The 16,947-nt window shown below is 29.0% G+C and carries 14 protein-coding genes; 2 read left to right on the forward strand and 12 right to left on the reverse strand.

The window, feature by feature from the left end:
- Positions 1-99: 99 nt before the first annotated feature.
- From L3J60_RS11485 to rsgA, 3 genes are all read right to left on the reverse strand, one after another.
- A complete protein-coding gene (locus L3J60_RS11485) occupies positions 100-1,581 on the reverse strand; it encodes a DUF3857 and transglutaminase domain-containing protein (protein WP_291975684.1) in 1,482 nt (493 codons plus the stop codon).
- Positions 1,582-1,632: 51 nt separating this feature from the next.
- Positions 1,633-2,085: a D-aminoacyl-tRNA deacylase gene (gene dtd / locus L3J60_RS11490; protein WP_291975685.1), complete on the reverse strand. Its 453-nt coding sequence runs from the start codon at positions 2,083-2,085 to the stop codon at positions 1,633-1,635.
- 119 nt (positions 2,086-2,204) lie between these two features.
- Positions 2,205-3,143 carry a ribosome small subunit-dependent GTPase A gene (rsgA, locus tag L3J60_RS11495; RefSeq protein WP_291975686.1) on the reverse strand — a complete coding sequence of 313 codons (939 nt, stop codon included), beginning with the start codon at positions 3,141-3,143 and terminating at the stop codon, positions 2,205-2,207.
- 110 nt (positions 3,144-3,253) lie between these two features.
- On the opposite strand from rsgA, the gene L3J60_RS11500 reads away from it, so the two are divergent.
- Positions 3,254-3,709 (forward strand): hypothetical protein, encoded by a 456-nt coding sequence (locus L3J60_RS11500; protein WP_291975687.1) that lies wholly within the window; start codon positions 3,254-3,256, stop codon positions 3,707-3,709.
- Positions 3,710-3,954: 245 nt separating this feature from the next.
- On the opposite strand, the gene L3J60_RS11505 is transcribed toward L3J60_RS11500, so the two are convergent.
- Genes L3J60_RS11505 through L3J60_RS11520 form a run of 4 tightly spaced genes read right to left on the reverse strand, consistent with a single transcriptional unit; the run spans position 3,955 to position 7,878 of the window.
- Complete coding sequence (locus L3J60_RS11505; RefSeq protein WP_291975688.1) at positions 3,955-5,031, reverse strand: bifunctional 3-deoxy-7-phosphoheptulonate synthase/chorismate mutase type II; 1,077 nt, start codon at positions 5,029-5,031, stop codon at positions 3,955-3,957.
- A 20-nt stretch (positions 5,032-5,051) separates the two neighbouring features.
- Positions 5,052-5,900 carry a prephenate dehydrogenase gene (locus L3J60_RS11510; RefSeq protein WP_291975689.1) on the reverse strand — a complete coding sequence of 283 codons (849 nt, stop codon included), beginning with the start codon at positions 5,898-5,900 and terminating at the stop codon, positions 5,052-5,054.
- Between the two features lie 5 nt (positions 5,901-5,905).
- A complete protein-coding gene (locus L3J60_RS11515) occupies positions 5,906-7,060 on the reverse strand; it encodes an aminotransferase class I/II-fold pyridoxal phosphate-dependent enzyme (protein ID WP_291975690.1) in 1,155 nt (384 codons plus the stop codon).
- Positions 7,060-7,878, reverse strand: a complete 819-nt coding sequence (locus L3J60_RS11520) for a prephenate dehydratase (protein ID WP_291975691.1) — start codon at positions 7,876-7,878, stop codon at positions 7,060-7,062. Before L3J60_RS11520 ends, L3J60_RS11515 begins: the two co-directional genes overlap by 1 nt.
- A gap of 960 nt (positions 7,879-8,838) precedes the next feature.
- Between L3J60_RS11520 and L3J60_RS11525 the strand changes: the two genes are divergently transcribed.
- Positions 8,839-10,248, forward strand: a complete 1,410-nt coding sequence (locus L3J60_RS11525; protein ID WP_291975692.1) for a capsule assembly Wzi family protein — start codon at positions 8,839-8,841, stop codon at positions 10,246-10,248.
- Between the two features lie 214 nt (positions 10,249-10,462).
- Here the strand turns inward: L3J60_RS11525 and L3J60_RS11530 are convergent, their stop codons facing one another.
- The 5 genes from L3J60_RS11530 to L3J60_RS11550 all read right to left on the reverse strand — a co-directional run bounded on the left by L3J60_RS11530 (position 10,463) and on the right by L3J60_RS11550 (position 16,610).
- Positions 10,463-12,385, reverse strand: a complete 1,923-nt coding sequence (locus L3J60_RS11530; protein ID WP_291975693.1) for a nucleoside-diphosphate sugar epimerase/dehydratase — start codon at positions 12,383-12,385, stop codon at positions 10,463-10,465.
- 370 nt (positions 12,386-12,755) lie between these two features.
- The gene (locus L3J60_RS11535; RefSeq protein ID WP_291975694.1) at positions 12,756-13,886 is read right to left on the reverse strand and encodes an aminotransferase class I/II-fold pyridoxal phosphate-dependent enzyme; all 1,131 of its coding nucleotides are present in this window, start codon (positions 13,884-13,886) and stop codon (positions 12,756-12,758) included.
- Complete coding sequence (locus L3J60_RS11540; RefSeq protein ID WP_291975695.1) at positions 13,883-15,013, reverse strand: ATP-binding protein; 1,131 nt, start codon at positions 15,011-15,013, stop codon at positions 13,883-13,885. Before L3J60_RS11540 ends, L3J60_RS11535 begins: the two co-directional genes overlap by 4 nt.
- A 374-nt stretch (positions 15,014-15,387) precedes the next feature.
- Positions 15,388-15,990, reverse strand: coding sequence for an acetyltransferase (locus L3J60_RS11545; RefSeq protein ID WP_291975696.1), 603 nt, complete (start codon positions 15,988-15,990; stop codon positions 15,388-15,390).
- Between the two features lie 14 nt (positions 15,991-16,004).
- Entirely contained in the window at positions 16,005-16,610 is a 606-nt protein-coding gene (locus L3J60_RS11550; protein WP_291975698.1) for a sugar transferase, read from the reverse strand.
- Positions 16,611-16,947 lie beyond the last annotated feature (337 nt).

Genomic DNA, 16,947 nt, shown 5'->3' on the forward strand with positions numbered 1-16,947 from the left:
CTTTATAGCATCTCTACGAATGATGTTTCTCTCTTGGTCTTTTACGCTTCTTAAATCTATTTTTTCCATAGCATAAAGATACGAAAAATATTTTAAATATTAAAGAACTATTGATTCTTTGTTAATATTAATATTAGAAAAATACTTTTTAAATAAAATTTCCAACTCTTTTGGGCTATCTCCATCATATCGATTTAAATGATTAAGATATTGGCTTCCTGTTGAATAAATAGTTAATTCCGCATTTAATTTTCCATTTTCATCAAACGTTAAATTACCTTTTGTGAGTTGTAAATTATCTTTGGCTTTGTATATTTTAGTATGCTTAATTTCTCCTCCTTGTGGAGTAATTACTAATGCATCTCTATCATCCGTAAAACTTGCAATTTCACCAAAAGGAGATTTTTGACTAGTACACTCTAACCAAATATTTTTATTATTAATAGGTAAATTTAAAATCATATGATTTCCTTGGGGAGAAGCTACCTTTTTATCAATACTTCTATTTTCATCTTTATCGCCATAAATTAATGTTGGATAAGCTTTAACGCCTACTGCATTAAGTAAAGCACATGTATAATTAGTTAATGCTTTACAATCTCCATATCCTAAATAATCTACCTCACTCGCTAGCATTGGTTTATATCCTCCAATACCTATTTGAACACTTACATACCTGACTCTATTTTGAACATAATTATAAATTATTTTAGCTTTTTTTATAGGATCTGTTACGCCCAAGGTTAGCGTTTTCATTTTTTGCTTGGTGTTTTCTGATAAACCTTGAGTGTTTTGAATTAAATTATTATAATACCATTTTCCAAACTCCTTCCAATTTGTTGCAACACCATCAACACCTTCTAAACTAAATTTATTAACTCCTAGTTTTATATTAGGAATCATTTCTAAAAAAGATGGAGAATTGGGTTCATATTTAATTGCTGGAAGATTTTTGACTTGGTAAGCTATTTTTCCAGGTTCATTTGTTATTTTAATAGGATAACCTTCAAAATTATTTTCTGCTTTTTGAATAGTAACATCCAAAGGATATTCAAAAGTATATTTACTATCCATTACGCTTTGATTGTACTTACCAATAGCATACCAGCCTTGTATTTGAGCTGTGTTAGAGGTTTTTATTTCAGAAATATATTGAATGGTATAAGGATATGAAATTGGAATATATTTATAATGCAAATACCGATCATCACTAAATAATGAATATCCATTAGAAACACTTCCATCTATAAAATCACTCTTTTTTATCTTTTTAATTTCTTTCCCAAAAGCATCAAAAATATAAGCAACCACATTTTTAACAGTTCGTCTTTTATCATAATATAAAGTAATTTGAGCAGCTCTATCTCCTAATTTATTTAAAACTGTAATTATCTGTTGCGATTTTATGGTTAAACTGTTTTGAGAATTCATGGAAATCAAAACCTCATTTTTTCGAACCACAGAATTAGCATCTTTTTTAAGACTTTCCGGAATATTTAATACATTAAAAAGGTTGTTTTGAGCGTAACTTGAAAAAATAATAAATAATAAAAGAATAATGGGATATTTTTTTATTTTCATAGAAATTTTATTTTGAAGTAAATTTAACTAAAATTCTATTAAAACAAATGATTATATTCTAATTTTAGAATCAATTAAAATGGTAACTGGACCGTCATTTATAAGTGCCACTTGCATAGCTGCTCCAAATTTTCCTGTACCTACTTTTTTACCTAATTCTTTTTCAAAATATTGAATGAATTCTTCGTATAAAGGAATTGCTATTTCAGGTTTTGCAGCTTTTATATATGAAGGTCTGTTTCCCTTTTTTGTACTTGCGTGTAGCGTAAACTGACTTACCACAATAGCAGCTCCATTTTCTGATAATAACGATTTGTTCATCACACCTTTTTCATCATTAAAAATACGCAGATTAATAATTTTTTTTACAATCCATTGTATATCTTCCTTATTATCAGCATCTTCTATTCCTAAAAAAATTAGAAGTCCTTTGTTTATGGTGCTGATTATTTCATTTTCAACTGAAACCGATGCTTTTAAAACTCTTTGAATTACAACTTTCATAAACTTTTCTTTTAAAAGATAACCACGTCGTTACACTCCTCGTTATGATATTTTATTTTGGTGTTTTTATCTTTATTTGCATATTTATTCAGCTTCAAGGTCTTTTTCCTTTGCTCTTTTTACCCATAAATATCTACTCTGTAATTTTCTACATCTCCTTCCATTAATTGTAAATAACTTCGATATCTTGATTCAGCAATTTGTCCAAGTTCAACAGCTTTTTTAACCTCACAATTTGGCTCATTAATATGTAAACAATTGTTGAATTTGCATTTAGAACTTATCTTAAACATTTCAGGGAAAAAATGAGAAATTTCCTGAATATCAAAATCTACTACACCAAAACCTTTTATACCAGGTGTATCAATAATAAAACCGCCAATAGTTAATGGAAACATTTCTGCAAAAGTAGTGGTGTGTATGCCTTGTTTATGTTGCCTTGAAATTTCTCCAACTTTTAAATTTAAAGTTGGTTCTATGGCGTTAATTAAGGTAGATTTTCCTACCCCTGAATGACCAGAAAACATCGTTGTTTTTCCTTTCATTATTTTTTTTATAGCTTCAATATTTGTTTTTTGAGTTGCTGAAATTCTTAAACAAGTATATCCGATATCCGTATAAATAGCTATTAAATCTGTTGCTTTTTGCAATTCATTTTCAGTATAGCTATCTATCTTATTAAATAATAAAACGGTTGTGATATTGTAAGCTTCTGCTGTTGCCAAAAAACGATCAATAAACCCAGTAAATGTAGGTGGATTGTTAATAGTAATCACTAAAAAAGCTACATCAATATTAGAAGCAATAATGTGAGTTTGTTTAGAAAGGTTTACCGATTTTCGAATAATATAATTTTTTCTTTCAACAATACTTTTAATAATTCCTGTATTTTTATCGTTTTCAAAATCAAAAACAACATGATCGCCAACTGACACTGGGTTAGTGCTTTTTATTCCTTTTAGTCTAAATTTACCTTTTAACCTACAATTTATTATTGCTCCATCCTCAGCATAAACAGTATACCAGCTTCCTGTTGATTTTGTAACAATTCCTTTCACTATAAACTCATTTTAGGTTAATTCTATTTAAATAAATGTTAAATATCTGCAAATATAATTTAATTATAAACTATATTTGAGTTCAATTACTAATCTATAATAATAATTTTATGAAACGAATTTTAATAATAACAGCATTAGTTTTATTTTCAGTAAGCAACTTACAAGCACAAAGTTATGAGTACAAAGTAATTACCAGTATAGAATCTATTGTTCCTAACGGTTTAGGACGCTCTAGAATTATATCTGTAAATGATTTAAGAGATTATCAAAATTATACTTCAACTCAAACTGAAGAAAACAAAGGTCGAAATAAATCGAAAAGAGGTAATATGAGAGTCAAAGGTTTTGATGAAACTAAACTACTAAATTTCTATAATTTAGGAGGAATTCGTTTCCAAAATATTGCAACTAATGATGCTTTAATTACTTCTAAAATTAACACTATGGTAAGCGAAGGCTGGGATTTAGCTTTTGTAACAAGTGCTGTTGAAAGTGATGCTGGAAAAGGTGATGGTCATGGTATTTTTATTACTCGCTATATTTTTAAACGATTAAAAGGTTAAAATTTTCATTAAAAACTATCATTGCAAAGAGTAAAACGAAGTGGTAATCTCATCTAAAGAAACAGATTGCCACTGTTTTTTTTCAAAAACTTCGCAATGACAATGAATAATTTTTTCAACAAAATCAGTATGACATTTGTTATTAAATTTCCCTGTCAAGTATTGTCCCCTTGAGGGGACAATTGTAGTAGTAATAAAATATTTAGTGAAGTTAGCTGTAAAAGTTATGACAATAATTTTAGTTACTATTTTATTTGATGTTGAATTTTAATTGATTCCACGTGAATTGCTTTGAAAATTTGGTCCACAAATTCTTTATCTAATCCATTTTTAGCACCTTTTGCAATCATATTTTTTAAGATATCTGCCCAACGTGTACTTTGTAAAATAGAAACATTTTCTTTGTGTTTTAATGTTCCTATTTCTGCAGAAATCCCCATCCTATCTTTTAATAAATCAATTAGATTGGTATCAATTAAATCTAATTCTCTCCTAAATAAATTCAATTTTTTTTGGAATTCTTCTTTGCTACTATGTTGTTGTCTTATTTTTAAATCTTCAGTAATTTCCCCTAATCTGGCAGGTGTAATTTGCTGTTTGGCATCACTCCAAGCATTATCTGGATCAATATGAGTTTCAATCATAAATCCATCATAATTTAAATCTAACGCTGTTTGAGAAACATCAAAAATAGTATCTCTTCTTCCACAAATATGAGAAGGGTCTAAAATTAAAGGCAAATTTGGAAATTCTTTTTTAAGTTCAATAGCTATTTGCCACTTTGGTTTGTTTCTATATTCTGTTGATTTATACGTTGAAAACCCCCTATGAATTACTCCTAATTGCTGAATTCCATTAGCGTAAAACCGCTCCACCGCACCTAACCAAAGTGGTAAATCAGGATTTACAGGATTTTTCACTAATACAGGAATATCTACTCCTTTTAATGCATCGGCAATTTCTTGAACTACAAATGGATTTACAGTAGTCCTGGCTCCAATCCATAAAATATCAATATTATGTTTTAATGCTAATTCAACATGATGTGCATTACCAACTTCAGTTGTCGTTAACAAACCTGTTTCTTCTTTTACTTTTTGTAACCATGGCAACCCAATTTCACCAACGCCTTCAAATCCTCCTGGACGTGTACGAGGTTTCCAAATACCTGCTCTAAATACATTGGTATCTGTATTTTTTAATTGATGAGCCGTTTTTAAAACTTGCTCTTCCGTTTCTGCACTACAAGGTCCTGCAATTACAATGGGATGTTTTAAATTCATTGTATCTAACCATTGTCTGTTTTCTTTTTTTATTTCCATTTTCAGCTTGTTTTCTTTAGTTATTTAATCCCATTTAAAATGGTTTTTATATAATTTGTATTATTCATAGTTTCATCTAATCCGTTTTTATCTTCATGTTCAAGTAATGCCTTAAATTCAGTTAAATTTTTAATATATTCTTCTAAAGCTCTTAAAACATTGGTCTTGTTTTGCATGAAAATTGGGGTCCAAGTACTCGAAGCACTTTTTGCCAAACGAACAGTAGATGCAAAACCCGTACTTGCCATATCAAAAATATGTTGCTCATTTTTTTCAATTTCTAAAACCGTTTTACCCAGCATAAATGAACTTACATGAGACAAATGAGAAACATATGCAATATGCCGGTCATGTTCTACAGGATTCATCATTTTAATACGCATATTTAAAATTTTAAATAAACCTATCGCCTTATCTAAAATTTTCCAGTCGCTTTTTTCGGCTTCACAGATAATGTTTACTTTTTCATCAAATAAATTATATATTGCTGCTTCAGGTCCAGAAAATTCTGTTCCTGCCAAAGGATGAGCTGCTACATAATTTTTCCGATTTGGATGAGTTGCCACTGCTTCACAAATTTCATTTTTAACTGAACCTACATCAAAAACCAGTGTTTCATCAGAAACAACATCTAATACTTTATTTACAACTTTAGAAATAATATCTACCGGAACGGCAATAACTATTACCTCTGCATCACTAAGGTTGGCGTAATCTGTTTGCTCATCAATAATCCCCAAACTTAATGCTTTTTTTAAATGAGTTGTATTCGCATCTATTCCTAAAACTTTATAATTAGTTCTTTTTTTTAATTCTAAAGCCATGGAGCCTCCAATTAAACCTAATCCTATGACTACTGCCTTTTTCATATTTGTTAAATTTTAACGGTTGTTAAACGTTGTAATGCTTCTTTTAATTTAGCTTCAGGCACACATAATGATGCTCGGATATACCCTTCTCCATTTGTTCCAAACACAGTTCCTGGTGTGATAAAAATATGCTTTTCACTTAATAATTTATCTGTAAAACTAATTGACATTTTTTCTTTAGGTAATTTTCCCCAAACAAATAATCCGCTAGTATTTTTAGTATAAGTGCATTTCAATTTATCCATAATTTTCCATACTATTTTTCGCCTTTTTTCATAAATTAAATTTAGATTTTCAAACCATTCATTTGAAGATTTTAGTGCGGCTATTGCTCCTTTTTGAATTCCCAAAAACATGCCAGAATCCATGTTGCTTTTCACCTGTAAAATTGCTTTTAAGTATTTTTCATTTCCTGCAACCAAGCCAACTCTCCACCCTGCCATATTGAAAGATTTGCTAAGTGAGTTTAATTCTAATGCAACTTCTTTTGCTCCATCAATTTTCAAAATACTTAAAGGATTATCATTTAAGATAAAACTATATGGATTATCATTAATTACTAAAATTTTATGTTTTTTCGCAAAAGAAATCACTTTTTTAAAAGTTTCAATTGTTCCTGTTGTTCCTGTTGGCATATGCGGATAATTTATCCACATAATTTTTACATTTGATAAATCTAATTTTTCTAATGCTTCAAAATTTGGCAACCAATTATTTTTTTCATCCAAATTGTATAAAATAGGTTTTGCACCTACTAATTTTGTTACTGCGGTATAGGTTGGATAACTTGGATTTGGAATTAACACTTTATCTCCTGCATTTAAAAAAGCTAAAGAGATTAACATAACACCTTCTTTAGAACCCATTAAAGGCATAACTTCATTTTCTTTTAAGGGTACATTATACATCCGCTTATAAAAATCACACATTGCAAATCGCAATGCAGGAATGCCTTGATAACTTTGATAGCTGTGTGCATTATCTAATTTAGAAGTTGTTTCTAAAGCCTTTATAACTTGACTTGGAGGTTGCAAATCTGGACTACCAATGGCAATATTAATAATGGGTTTTCCTTGCTTTTCTAGCTCTTTTACTTCTCTCAATTTAATTGAAAAATAATATTCCTCTACGTTATGTAATCGATCAGCTTTTGGTATCATTATCTTTTACTTTTAGTATATTCTCCTAAAACTTGTAACATTTCTACTTTATGTTTTATTGTTGATAAAGCATTAAAATAATCAGCATAACTATTAAAAACAAAATCTGCAAAAAAGGCATATTTCCAAGGCGTTTCAATTACTGGCAGCGATTGAATTTTAGACAGATTTAAATGATGCTTTGCCAAAATAGTGAGTACTTCTGCCAAACTTCCTGTATCATCACTCACTATAAATTTAATAGAAGCTTTATTTGCTGAAACGCTATGCTTATTTTCTGATTTGGTAAGTACAAAAAATCGAGTAGTATTTTCTTTAATAGTTTGAATTCCATCTGCCAAAATAGTAAGTTGGTAAATCTCCGCAGCTGTTTTACTAGCTATTGCGGCAACTCCTTTTAATTTTTGTTTACGAATTCGTTTTGCCACAGATGCGGTATCGGTATCTTCAATTAATTTAATTTTTGGATATTTTCTAAAAAAGGCTCTACATTGTAATAATGCCATTGGATGCGAATATACTTCCGTTATATCTTCTATTTTTTGATTTTCTAATGCCATCAAGTTATGATGAACCGATAAATAATATTCCCCCGAAATGGTTAATTTATGTTCATCTATTAAAGCATAATTAGGTAAAATTGCTCCGGCAATAGAGTTTTCTATTGCCATAACCGCTACTTCAGCTTCTTTTTTATGTAATAAATTAGGTAGTTTATTAAAGGACAAACATTCTACAATGTCAATATTTTTACCAAAATATTGCTCTGCCACTAAGTGATGGAATGATCCTTTTATACCTTGTATTGCTACTTTCATAGTTTAGTTATATCCAAAAAAAAATCCCGATTAAATCGAGACTTTATTATTTATTTATTAAAAATTAACACATAGAGCCTCATCTTTTATTGCTAAAATAAAAGTAAAAATAAAAGCTATTCCAAGTGTTAAATGTTCTCATTGGTTATATTTATGCAACAAATCTAGACAATAAAATTAAAAATGCAACTTATTTTTTAGAAAATGTTACTTAAACCGTCATTACAAGGAGCAAAGTAACGTGGTAATCTGTTCCTTTATAGTTTTAATCATGAGATTGCTTCACTACTCTCGCAATGACAAAAAAAGTGAGAGGTGAGACATAAACCGTTATTACGAGGGTGTATTAAGATGTAGTTACTAAACAATCTTGATACATTTTCCGTTTCACTACCTTACGTTCGCAACGAAGGAATACAACGTCACTGCGAGGAGTATTTCACTACGTGGCAGTCTGTGAAAAGAAACAGATTGCTTCACTACGCTCGCAATGACGACAAAAAGCGAGACATAAACCGTTATTACGAGGGTGTATTAAGATGTAGTTACTAAACAATCTTGATACATTTTCGTTTCACTACCTTACGTTCGCAACAAAGGAATACAACGTCACTGCGAGGAGTATTTCACTACGTGGCAGTCTGTGAAAAGAAACAGATTGCTTCGCTACGCTCGCAATGACGACAAAAAGCGAGACATAAACCGTTATTGTGAAGGTGTATAGAGAAGCAGTTGTAGTTACTAAACAGTTCTTTATACATTTTTTGTTTCATTTCATTACGTTCTGTTTCGTCATTGCGAGGGAGAAACGACCACGGCAATCTGTTGCTTTGTAGTTCTATTCTTGAGATTGCTTCGCTGTGCTCGCAATGACGAGCTATGTTTGTCGTGATAGTTTGTTATTTTTATTGTTTGTTACACTTTACAATAATTAAGTACATTTGTGAAAAATTCATTGGAATGAAACAATTTTACACCGTAACCCAACTTTTGTTGTTTAGCTTGTTGTTACAAACCACAATTAGTTTTAGTCAAAAATCTGATCTATATTATGCTATAACGCTAAATTCTGCTGTTTCTTCAAAAAGCACATTGCCTTTTTGGTTAACTGCTAATACCTATGGTACTGTTCCAAATACTGATTTTACTTCTGTAAATGCTTCTTTTTTAGGAAATGCTTTTAACAAAAATCAAACTTTTAATTTTGAGTATAAAGCTTCATTTACTGGATTTTTAACACCTTCTAAAAAAACAATAATCAATGAATTGTATGGTACATTTCATTTTAAAAACTGGAGTATAACCACAGGAAATAAAAATGATGCAATACTATGGGATGGACTTTCTAGCTCTAATGGAAACATTATAAAATCTTTGAATACCAGAGCAATCCCAGGAATTAATATTACATCAAACGGTTATCTAAAATTACCTTTTGCTAAAAAATGGCTCACCGTAAAATTCAATTATGCCGAATATTTACTCAATGATAATCGTGTGGTTGACCATGCACGTTTACACCATAAGAGTTTGTATTTTAAATCGCAGTTAAACTCCAAATTATCCTTAATTACAGGTTTGGACCATTACGTGCAATGGGGAGGAACTTCACCAACTTATGGTAAACAACCTTCTGGATTAAAAGATTATTTAAGAATTATTACAGGAAGTTCTGGAGGAACAAGTGCCAATGTAGGTGATCAAATAAATGCTTTAGGCAATAGTATTGGTGCCTATTTATTACAATTAAATTATAAAGGAGCTAAAACCAATTGGAATTTTTATTATTCACATCCGTTTGAAGATCGGTCTGGAAGGGAAATGCAAAATTGGCGTGATGGTATTTATGGTTTTTTTATGGACTTTAAAAAACCAAAATCTTTTGTAAAAAACTTTTTAATTGAGTTTACCTACACAAAAAACATGAGTGGCTCAAATTCCCCTGATGATGCTAATGGAGGTAGAGGACGTGATAATTATTTTAATAATGGTATTTATAACTCTGGATGGACTTACTATGGAAACACCATTGGGGCTCCTTATTTTACAGCAACGCCATTAAATGAAGATGGAGTTTCTAATGGAATTATTGTGGGTAACAATCGGTTTGTAGCCGTAAATATTGGGTGGAATGGAATTTTGTTTAATTTAAAATATAAAACTATCCTAAGCCATGTGAGTTATGTAGGATGGTTTGATAATGAATACCAACCAAAACCTGAACAATTTTCTGGCCTATTTGAAGTGAAAATTCCTTTCTCAAAAAAAATTCCGTTTGATATTACTTTAATCTCCTCTTTTGATACTGGAACTTATCGACCTGTAAATTTTGGAGGATTTATAAAAATAGCTAAAACTGGACTTTTTTAATTGAATTTATATAAATTAATTTGTATGCTCGTAAAATCTCATAAGTTTATAATGTCCGTCATTCTGAAGATGTCATACTGAGCAGCGTCGAAGTATTATTTCAGAATCTCATGATGATTATAAATCAACATAATAAAGTGATACCCTAAAATAAATTCAGAGTGACGTGTTAACCATATGACTAAAACGGATATATATAAATTAATCAAAAAAATTAAGCTCTTTTAAGAAATATAGAATTTATTGTTTCATTATTATCTAATTTTTCATATACCGAATGATTAGAAATAAACTCTGGAACAATTTTTTTCATTTTAGCTACAGATTTCAATGCGTTTAAATCGCTATTTATACTACACAATTCTTCTATTTCTTTTTTAACTAATTTAATATTGATGACTCTTGTTTTAGCAATCATAATTTTTTTATGATGAGTAGGAATTGTATTTTCATCATTAGCTAACAATTCTTCTTTTATTTTTTCTCCTGGTCTTAACCCAACAATTTTTATATCAATATCCTTTGGATATTTTAAACCTGATAAATGAATCATATTTATTGCTAAATCTAAAATTTTTATAGATTCACCCATATCAAATACATAAATTTCACCTCCATTACCCATACAACTTGCTTCTAATACTAATTTACATGCTTCGGGTATCGTCATAAAAAACCTTGTAATTCTTTTATCTGTTAACGTAAGTGGACCACCTCTTTCAATTTGTGATTGAAATAATGGGATTACAGAGCCATTTGAACCTAAAACATTGCCAAATCGTGTAGTTATAAATTTAGTTACTTGTAGTTTATTTAAACTATTTATATACATTTCAGCAATTCTTTTTGTAGCTCCCATTACATTTGTAGGATTCACTGCTTTATCGGTTGAAATCATTACAAATTTTTCAGTTTTGTATTCAACACATAAATCTGCAATAATTTTAGTTCCTTTTACATTAACTGCTATTGCCTCATTTGGATATTCTTCCATAAATGGCACATGTTTATAGGCGGCTGCATGTAGCACAATATCAGGATGATAGTTGTGAAATAATGTATTCATTCGGGTTTTATTTCTTACATCAGCAACAATTGCTATAAATTTTGTTTTTCCTTTATTCCAAAAATATTGTTGTAAATTGTATAAATCAGATTCTGCCTGATCAACTAAAATTAATTGTTTATAATTAAAATGTGCAATTTGACGAGCTATTTCACTACCTATAGAGCCAGCTGCTCCTGTAACTAATACAACTTTATCTTTAAATTCCTTTTCTAATATAGGATTATCCAAATTTATTGGAGATCTACCTAGTAAATCTTCAATTTTAATTTTTTCAATTTGATTTGCTTTTAGATTATTGTTAATCCAATTTTTTACAGGCGGTACTATTTTAACTTTAACAGGAAGTTGAGATATACTTTGAACAATATTCATTAGTTGTACCGACTTAATATGTTGAATAGAAATTATTATTTCGTCAATATTTTTTTTCTTTATAAATGATTCATCAATTTTACTAGAATCATAAACTGTTAATCCGTTAATTTCTTTTCCTACTTTATTTTTATTATTGTCAATAAACCCTATCACTTTAAGCTTAGTTGCTTTATCTTGTTTTAAAACATTGAGTGTTATTAAACCAGACTCTCCTGCCCCATATATTAAAACCCTATACTCATTTTTTAAATTGGAAAATATTAAATTGTAAATTTCTTTAAATAAAAATCTACTAGCAATTAATACTATTGTATTTAGAAGGAAATGAATAATTAATATTGATAATGGAATTGTAAAATTATCAAAAACTCCAACTGCTGGATTTATAAAAACAAATAGTCCTAAAATCACGAGCATTAATATGCTAGCTAAGGTTACTTTTATTGCATCTCTAAAACCTGTGTGCCTAATAATTCCTTTATAAGAACCAATAATAACAAAGCTAATTAAAGCAGCAATTATTACACAAAATAATTGATAAACTAGTTTTGATATATTAAAATTGAAACTAAAATTGAATCGTATTAAATACGCAAGAATAAAAGTATTTGTAACAATATAGATGTCAATAAGTAATACTATCCACCTAGGGGCATTATATTTAATAAGTTTTTTTAGTAGCTGCTTTTTCATACTAAAATATTTTTATTAAATATATAATTAAATTGTATTAGTGTATCAAATACAATTAGGGTCAAATATTGTTTTTCCATTTTTTTTTGTTTCTTTTTTCACAACTAGGGGTTTTTAAATATAGGTAATTATAAGCAAATTTACAAAATCAATAGTTTAATAAAGAAATCTTCTTTAAAATTATTTATCCTAAATAAAAAAATGAGGCTGTCTAAAAAGTGTAATTTACGTCAACCTGAACTCGTTTCAGGTTCTCATAATGATTGATAATAAGTATGATGAGATTCTGAAATAAATTCAGAATGACGAGTTTTGTCCTTTTAGACAGTCTCTTTTTTTTATTTTATTCAGTTAATATGTAACTTCTTTACTAATTCTTCTCTAGAAAATTGAGTAGATTTTCAGATATTCTTTTTTTATCCTGATTATTTAAATTTGATCCTGAAGGTAAACATAAACCTCTACTGAACAATTCTTCTGAAATACCTGTTCCAAAATATTGATATTTTTCAAAAACAGGTTGTAAATGCATTGGTTTCCATAAAGGTCGAGATTCTATATTTTGCTTTTCTAAATACAATCGAAGATTTTCTCGTTGCTCAAAAGATTTTAATAAGATAGTGGTTAACCAAAAATTAGAAGAAAAATTAGAAGAAGGTTCTTCTAAAACTACAATATCAGCTCTGTTTTTAAAAATCTCAGTATAAAATTGATGCATTGCTCTACGTTGATTTACACGAATATCTAAAACTTCCATTTGACCTCTTCCTATTCCTGCAACAATATTACTCATTCTATAATTATATCCTATTTTACTATGTTGGTAATGCGGAGCGTTGTCACGTGCTTGTGTTGCTAAAAAAATTGCTTTCTGTTTTGTTTCGCTATCATTACAAATTAAAGCACCACCTCCTGATGTTGTTATAATTTTATTTCCATTAAATGACAAGATTCCAAAATCTCCAAATGTTCCACATTTTTGACCTTTATAAGACGAACCTAAAGCCTCTGCTGCATCTTCAATTAAAACAATATTATATAAATTCGCTATTCTTTTAATCTCGTCCATTTTTGCTGGCATTCCATACAAATGCACTACAATTATAGCTTTTGGTTTTTTCCCTTTTGATAAAGAGTTTTTTATTGCATCTTCCAACGCAAAAGGACACATATTCCAAGTCTCCTTTTCACTATCAATAAAAATAGGTTTAGCTCCTTGATATACTATTGGATTTGCCGAAGCAGAGAATGTAAAACTTTGGCATAAAACTTCATCATTTTGTTTAACGCCTGCTAAAACAAGTGCCAAATGTAGGGCCGCTGTACCAGAACTTAAAGCTGCTACAAACTTATTTTGTCCTATATAATTTTGAATAGCTTTCTCAAATTCATTTACATTTGGACCTAACGGAGCTACCCAATTAGTGTCAAATGCTTCTTGTACATATTTTTGTTCAGTACCTCCCATATGTGGTGAGGATAACCATATTTTTTTATTCATTCTTGATGTGTTATAAATTCTTCAAAATTTTCTGGAGTAATTATTTTCACAATAGCGTTAGGATAAGCATTGGTAAATGTTCTTGAAATTTTGGCTTTTTTATGGGGACTCCATTTAAATTCATAAGCAAATAATTTACCATCTATCTCTTCTATATAATCTATTTCTTGTTGTGTTTTTGTTCTCCAAAAATAACGATTTACATAAACATTATGATAATTTGTGAATTTAATTCGTTCACTAATTATATAATTTTCCCATAATGAACCAACATCATTACGCATATTAACAGCACTATAATTTCCAATTACTGCATTTCTAATTCCATTGTCAGTAAAATATATTTTACGTGATTTTTTCAATTCACTTCTTAAGTTTTTACTATATGAGTTTAGTCTATAAATTATAAATGACTTTTCTAGCAATATAATATAGCGTTCAACAGTTTCACTATCTAAACCTATTAAATTCCCTAAATTATTATACGAAACTTGATTTCCTATTTGAAAAGAGAGTGCTTGCAGTAGTTTAATAATTTTATCTGATTTTTTTATTTTATTCCAAATTAAAATATCTTTAAACAGGTAACTATCTGCCAATAGTTTTAATAAATCTTTTTCTTCTTCCTGATTGATAACCACATCTGGATAATATCCATATATTATTCTATGACTCAATAGATTTAACTCTTCTAACAGACTACTATAATTAACCATTTCTTCAAAAGAAATAGGATACATTTGAAATTCATATTTTCTTCCAGTCAAGGGTTCATTTAGTTCATTTGCCAAATCAAAAGCAGATGATCCTGTCGCAATTATTTGTACATCTTTTATTTCATCTGCAATAATTTTCAGTTTTAAACCAATATTTTTTATACTTTGAGCTTCATCAATAATAACTACTTTATAATTTTTAACAATCAATTTAAAACGAGTTGATGAAGCTACTTCAAATAGTGATTGAATTTCAAAATTATCTGCATTCAACCAAAGAACTGCTTTTAAATTACTTGCTATTTTTTTAAGTAGTGTTGTTTTACCAACTTGCCTAGGGCCCAATATTAATATTGTTTTACCCTTATAAAATTTACTTATCAGCTTTTTTTCTAAAATTCGTTCTATCATTTTTATTTAAAAAATCGGATTGTATTTATAAATTTACTTAAATATTTTCGATTGTAATCGAAAATAGTATTGTTTTTTTTCGATTACGTTCGGAAATAGTATTGTTTTATATTTATTAAAACCCGTTACTTCAAGTGAAAGTCACTATGACTGTAAGTGAAATTAGTATTGAGAATCGTGTTTTATAAGTTCTCGATAGTATTTTAAAAATTACTCAATGTTCCTATGGAATTGATTTGTTATTTCCGACATAGTGATTTTATGAGCTACGAAAAATCTTTTTTTACTCAAGACAATTACATTTTTATAATATCGTATTTTGAGATTCTTCACTCCGTAAACTCCATTCTGAATGACAAATAAAATTTAATTTCCTATTTATGAATTTTTATAACTTTAGCAGGTACTCCAACCGCTACAACATTATCAGGTATATCTTTAACAACCACACTTCCTGCTCCTATAGTACACCACTTGCCAATTTTTATATCTGGTATTATGGTAACGCCTGCTCCTATATGTGTTCCTTCTCCTATTTTTACATTTCCACAAAGTGTTGAATTAGGTGAAACATGTACAAAATCTTCAAGAAGACATTCATGCTCAATAATTGCACTTGTATTAATAATGCAATGTTTCCCTATAATTGCAGCTGCATTAATTACAACCTTTGGCATTATTACCGTTCCTTTTCCTATAGCACTTGTTTTTGATACTATTGAGGAGTTATGAATAGCAGTAACAAAAGTTGCCTTTGTTTTGTCTGCAATTTTCTTTCTTAGTTTATTATTTCCTATACTAATAATAAGTTCATTTTCTTTATTAAAATTAGTTTCATTAAATTTTAAAATTGGAATACCTTCTAATAGATTGCTATTCTTAAAATCATCAAAAACAGCCTGAATTTGTTTAGAAGTTGAAGATTTTATAATATCAATTATCACTTTACAATGCCCACTGGCTCCGTATAAATACATTTACTTAATTATTTTTAATTATTTCCTTTAAATCTATTCATGGTTGTTTTAGTGCTAGCATTAATACTGTCTGATTGTAGTACCTTTTGCACCGTTTTAATTATAATTTTTATATCAATAAAAAAACTCAAATGTTCTACATACCATACATCTAACGCTAATTTTTGTTTCCAACTTATAGCATTTCTACCATTTACTTGTGCCCAGCCTGTAATACCCGGTTTAACGTTGTGACGTTTTTTTTGTTCTGAGTTGTATAACGGTAAATATTCTGGTAATAATGGACGCGGTCCTATTAAGCTCATGTCACCTTTTAGTACATTTATTAATTGTGGCAATTCATCTAATGATGTTTTTCTAATAAATTTACCTATGCCTGTTATGCGTTTATCATCTGACAATAGATTTCCCTTTTCATCTACCTTATCATTCATGGTTTTAAACTTAATAATTTTAAATAATTTTTCGTTTAAACCTGGGCGTATTTGAAAAAAAAAGGGGTTGCCTTGGTTAGCAATGGCTAGTAATATTGTAACTAACAGTAATATTGGTACTAGTAGTATAAAACCTATAAAGGAAATTATAAAATCTATTGTTCTTTTAAATACTTTCTGGTACATCAAGAATGAATTAAAATTGTTGTATAATCTCCATATATAATCTTATTTATAGCTTTCCGCTGTGCATTCATACAAAATTACGTCAATTTGAATAAATTTTTAATACTGATCAAGGAGGAAAATTAGTATCGAGAATAGAAATTTTAGTCTAAAAAATAGTTCTCGATACAATTTTCTATCGAAAATCACTCGAACTGACATAACAGTAAGCTTGGATTCAAGGTTCTAACGCAACAAAGCGTTTATTCTTTTTAGTTAAACATTACTCAAATATACGAGTTTAAATTTGATTTTAAAATGTGGCATTATTGAAATAGAATAACGCTCCTTTGGTCGC

Origin of the sequence: Lutibacter sp. (assembly GCF_021647475.1) — a bacterium.
Classification (GTDB): domain Bacteria; phylum Bacteroidota; class Bacteroidia; order Flavobacteriales; family Flavobacteriaceae; genus Lutibacter.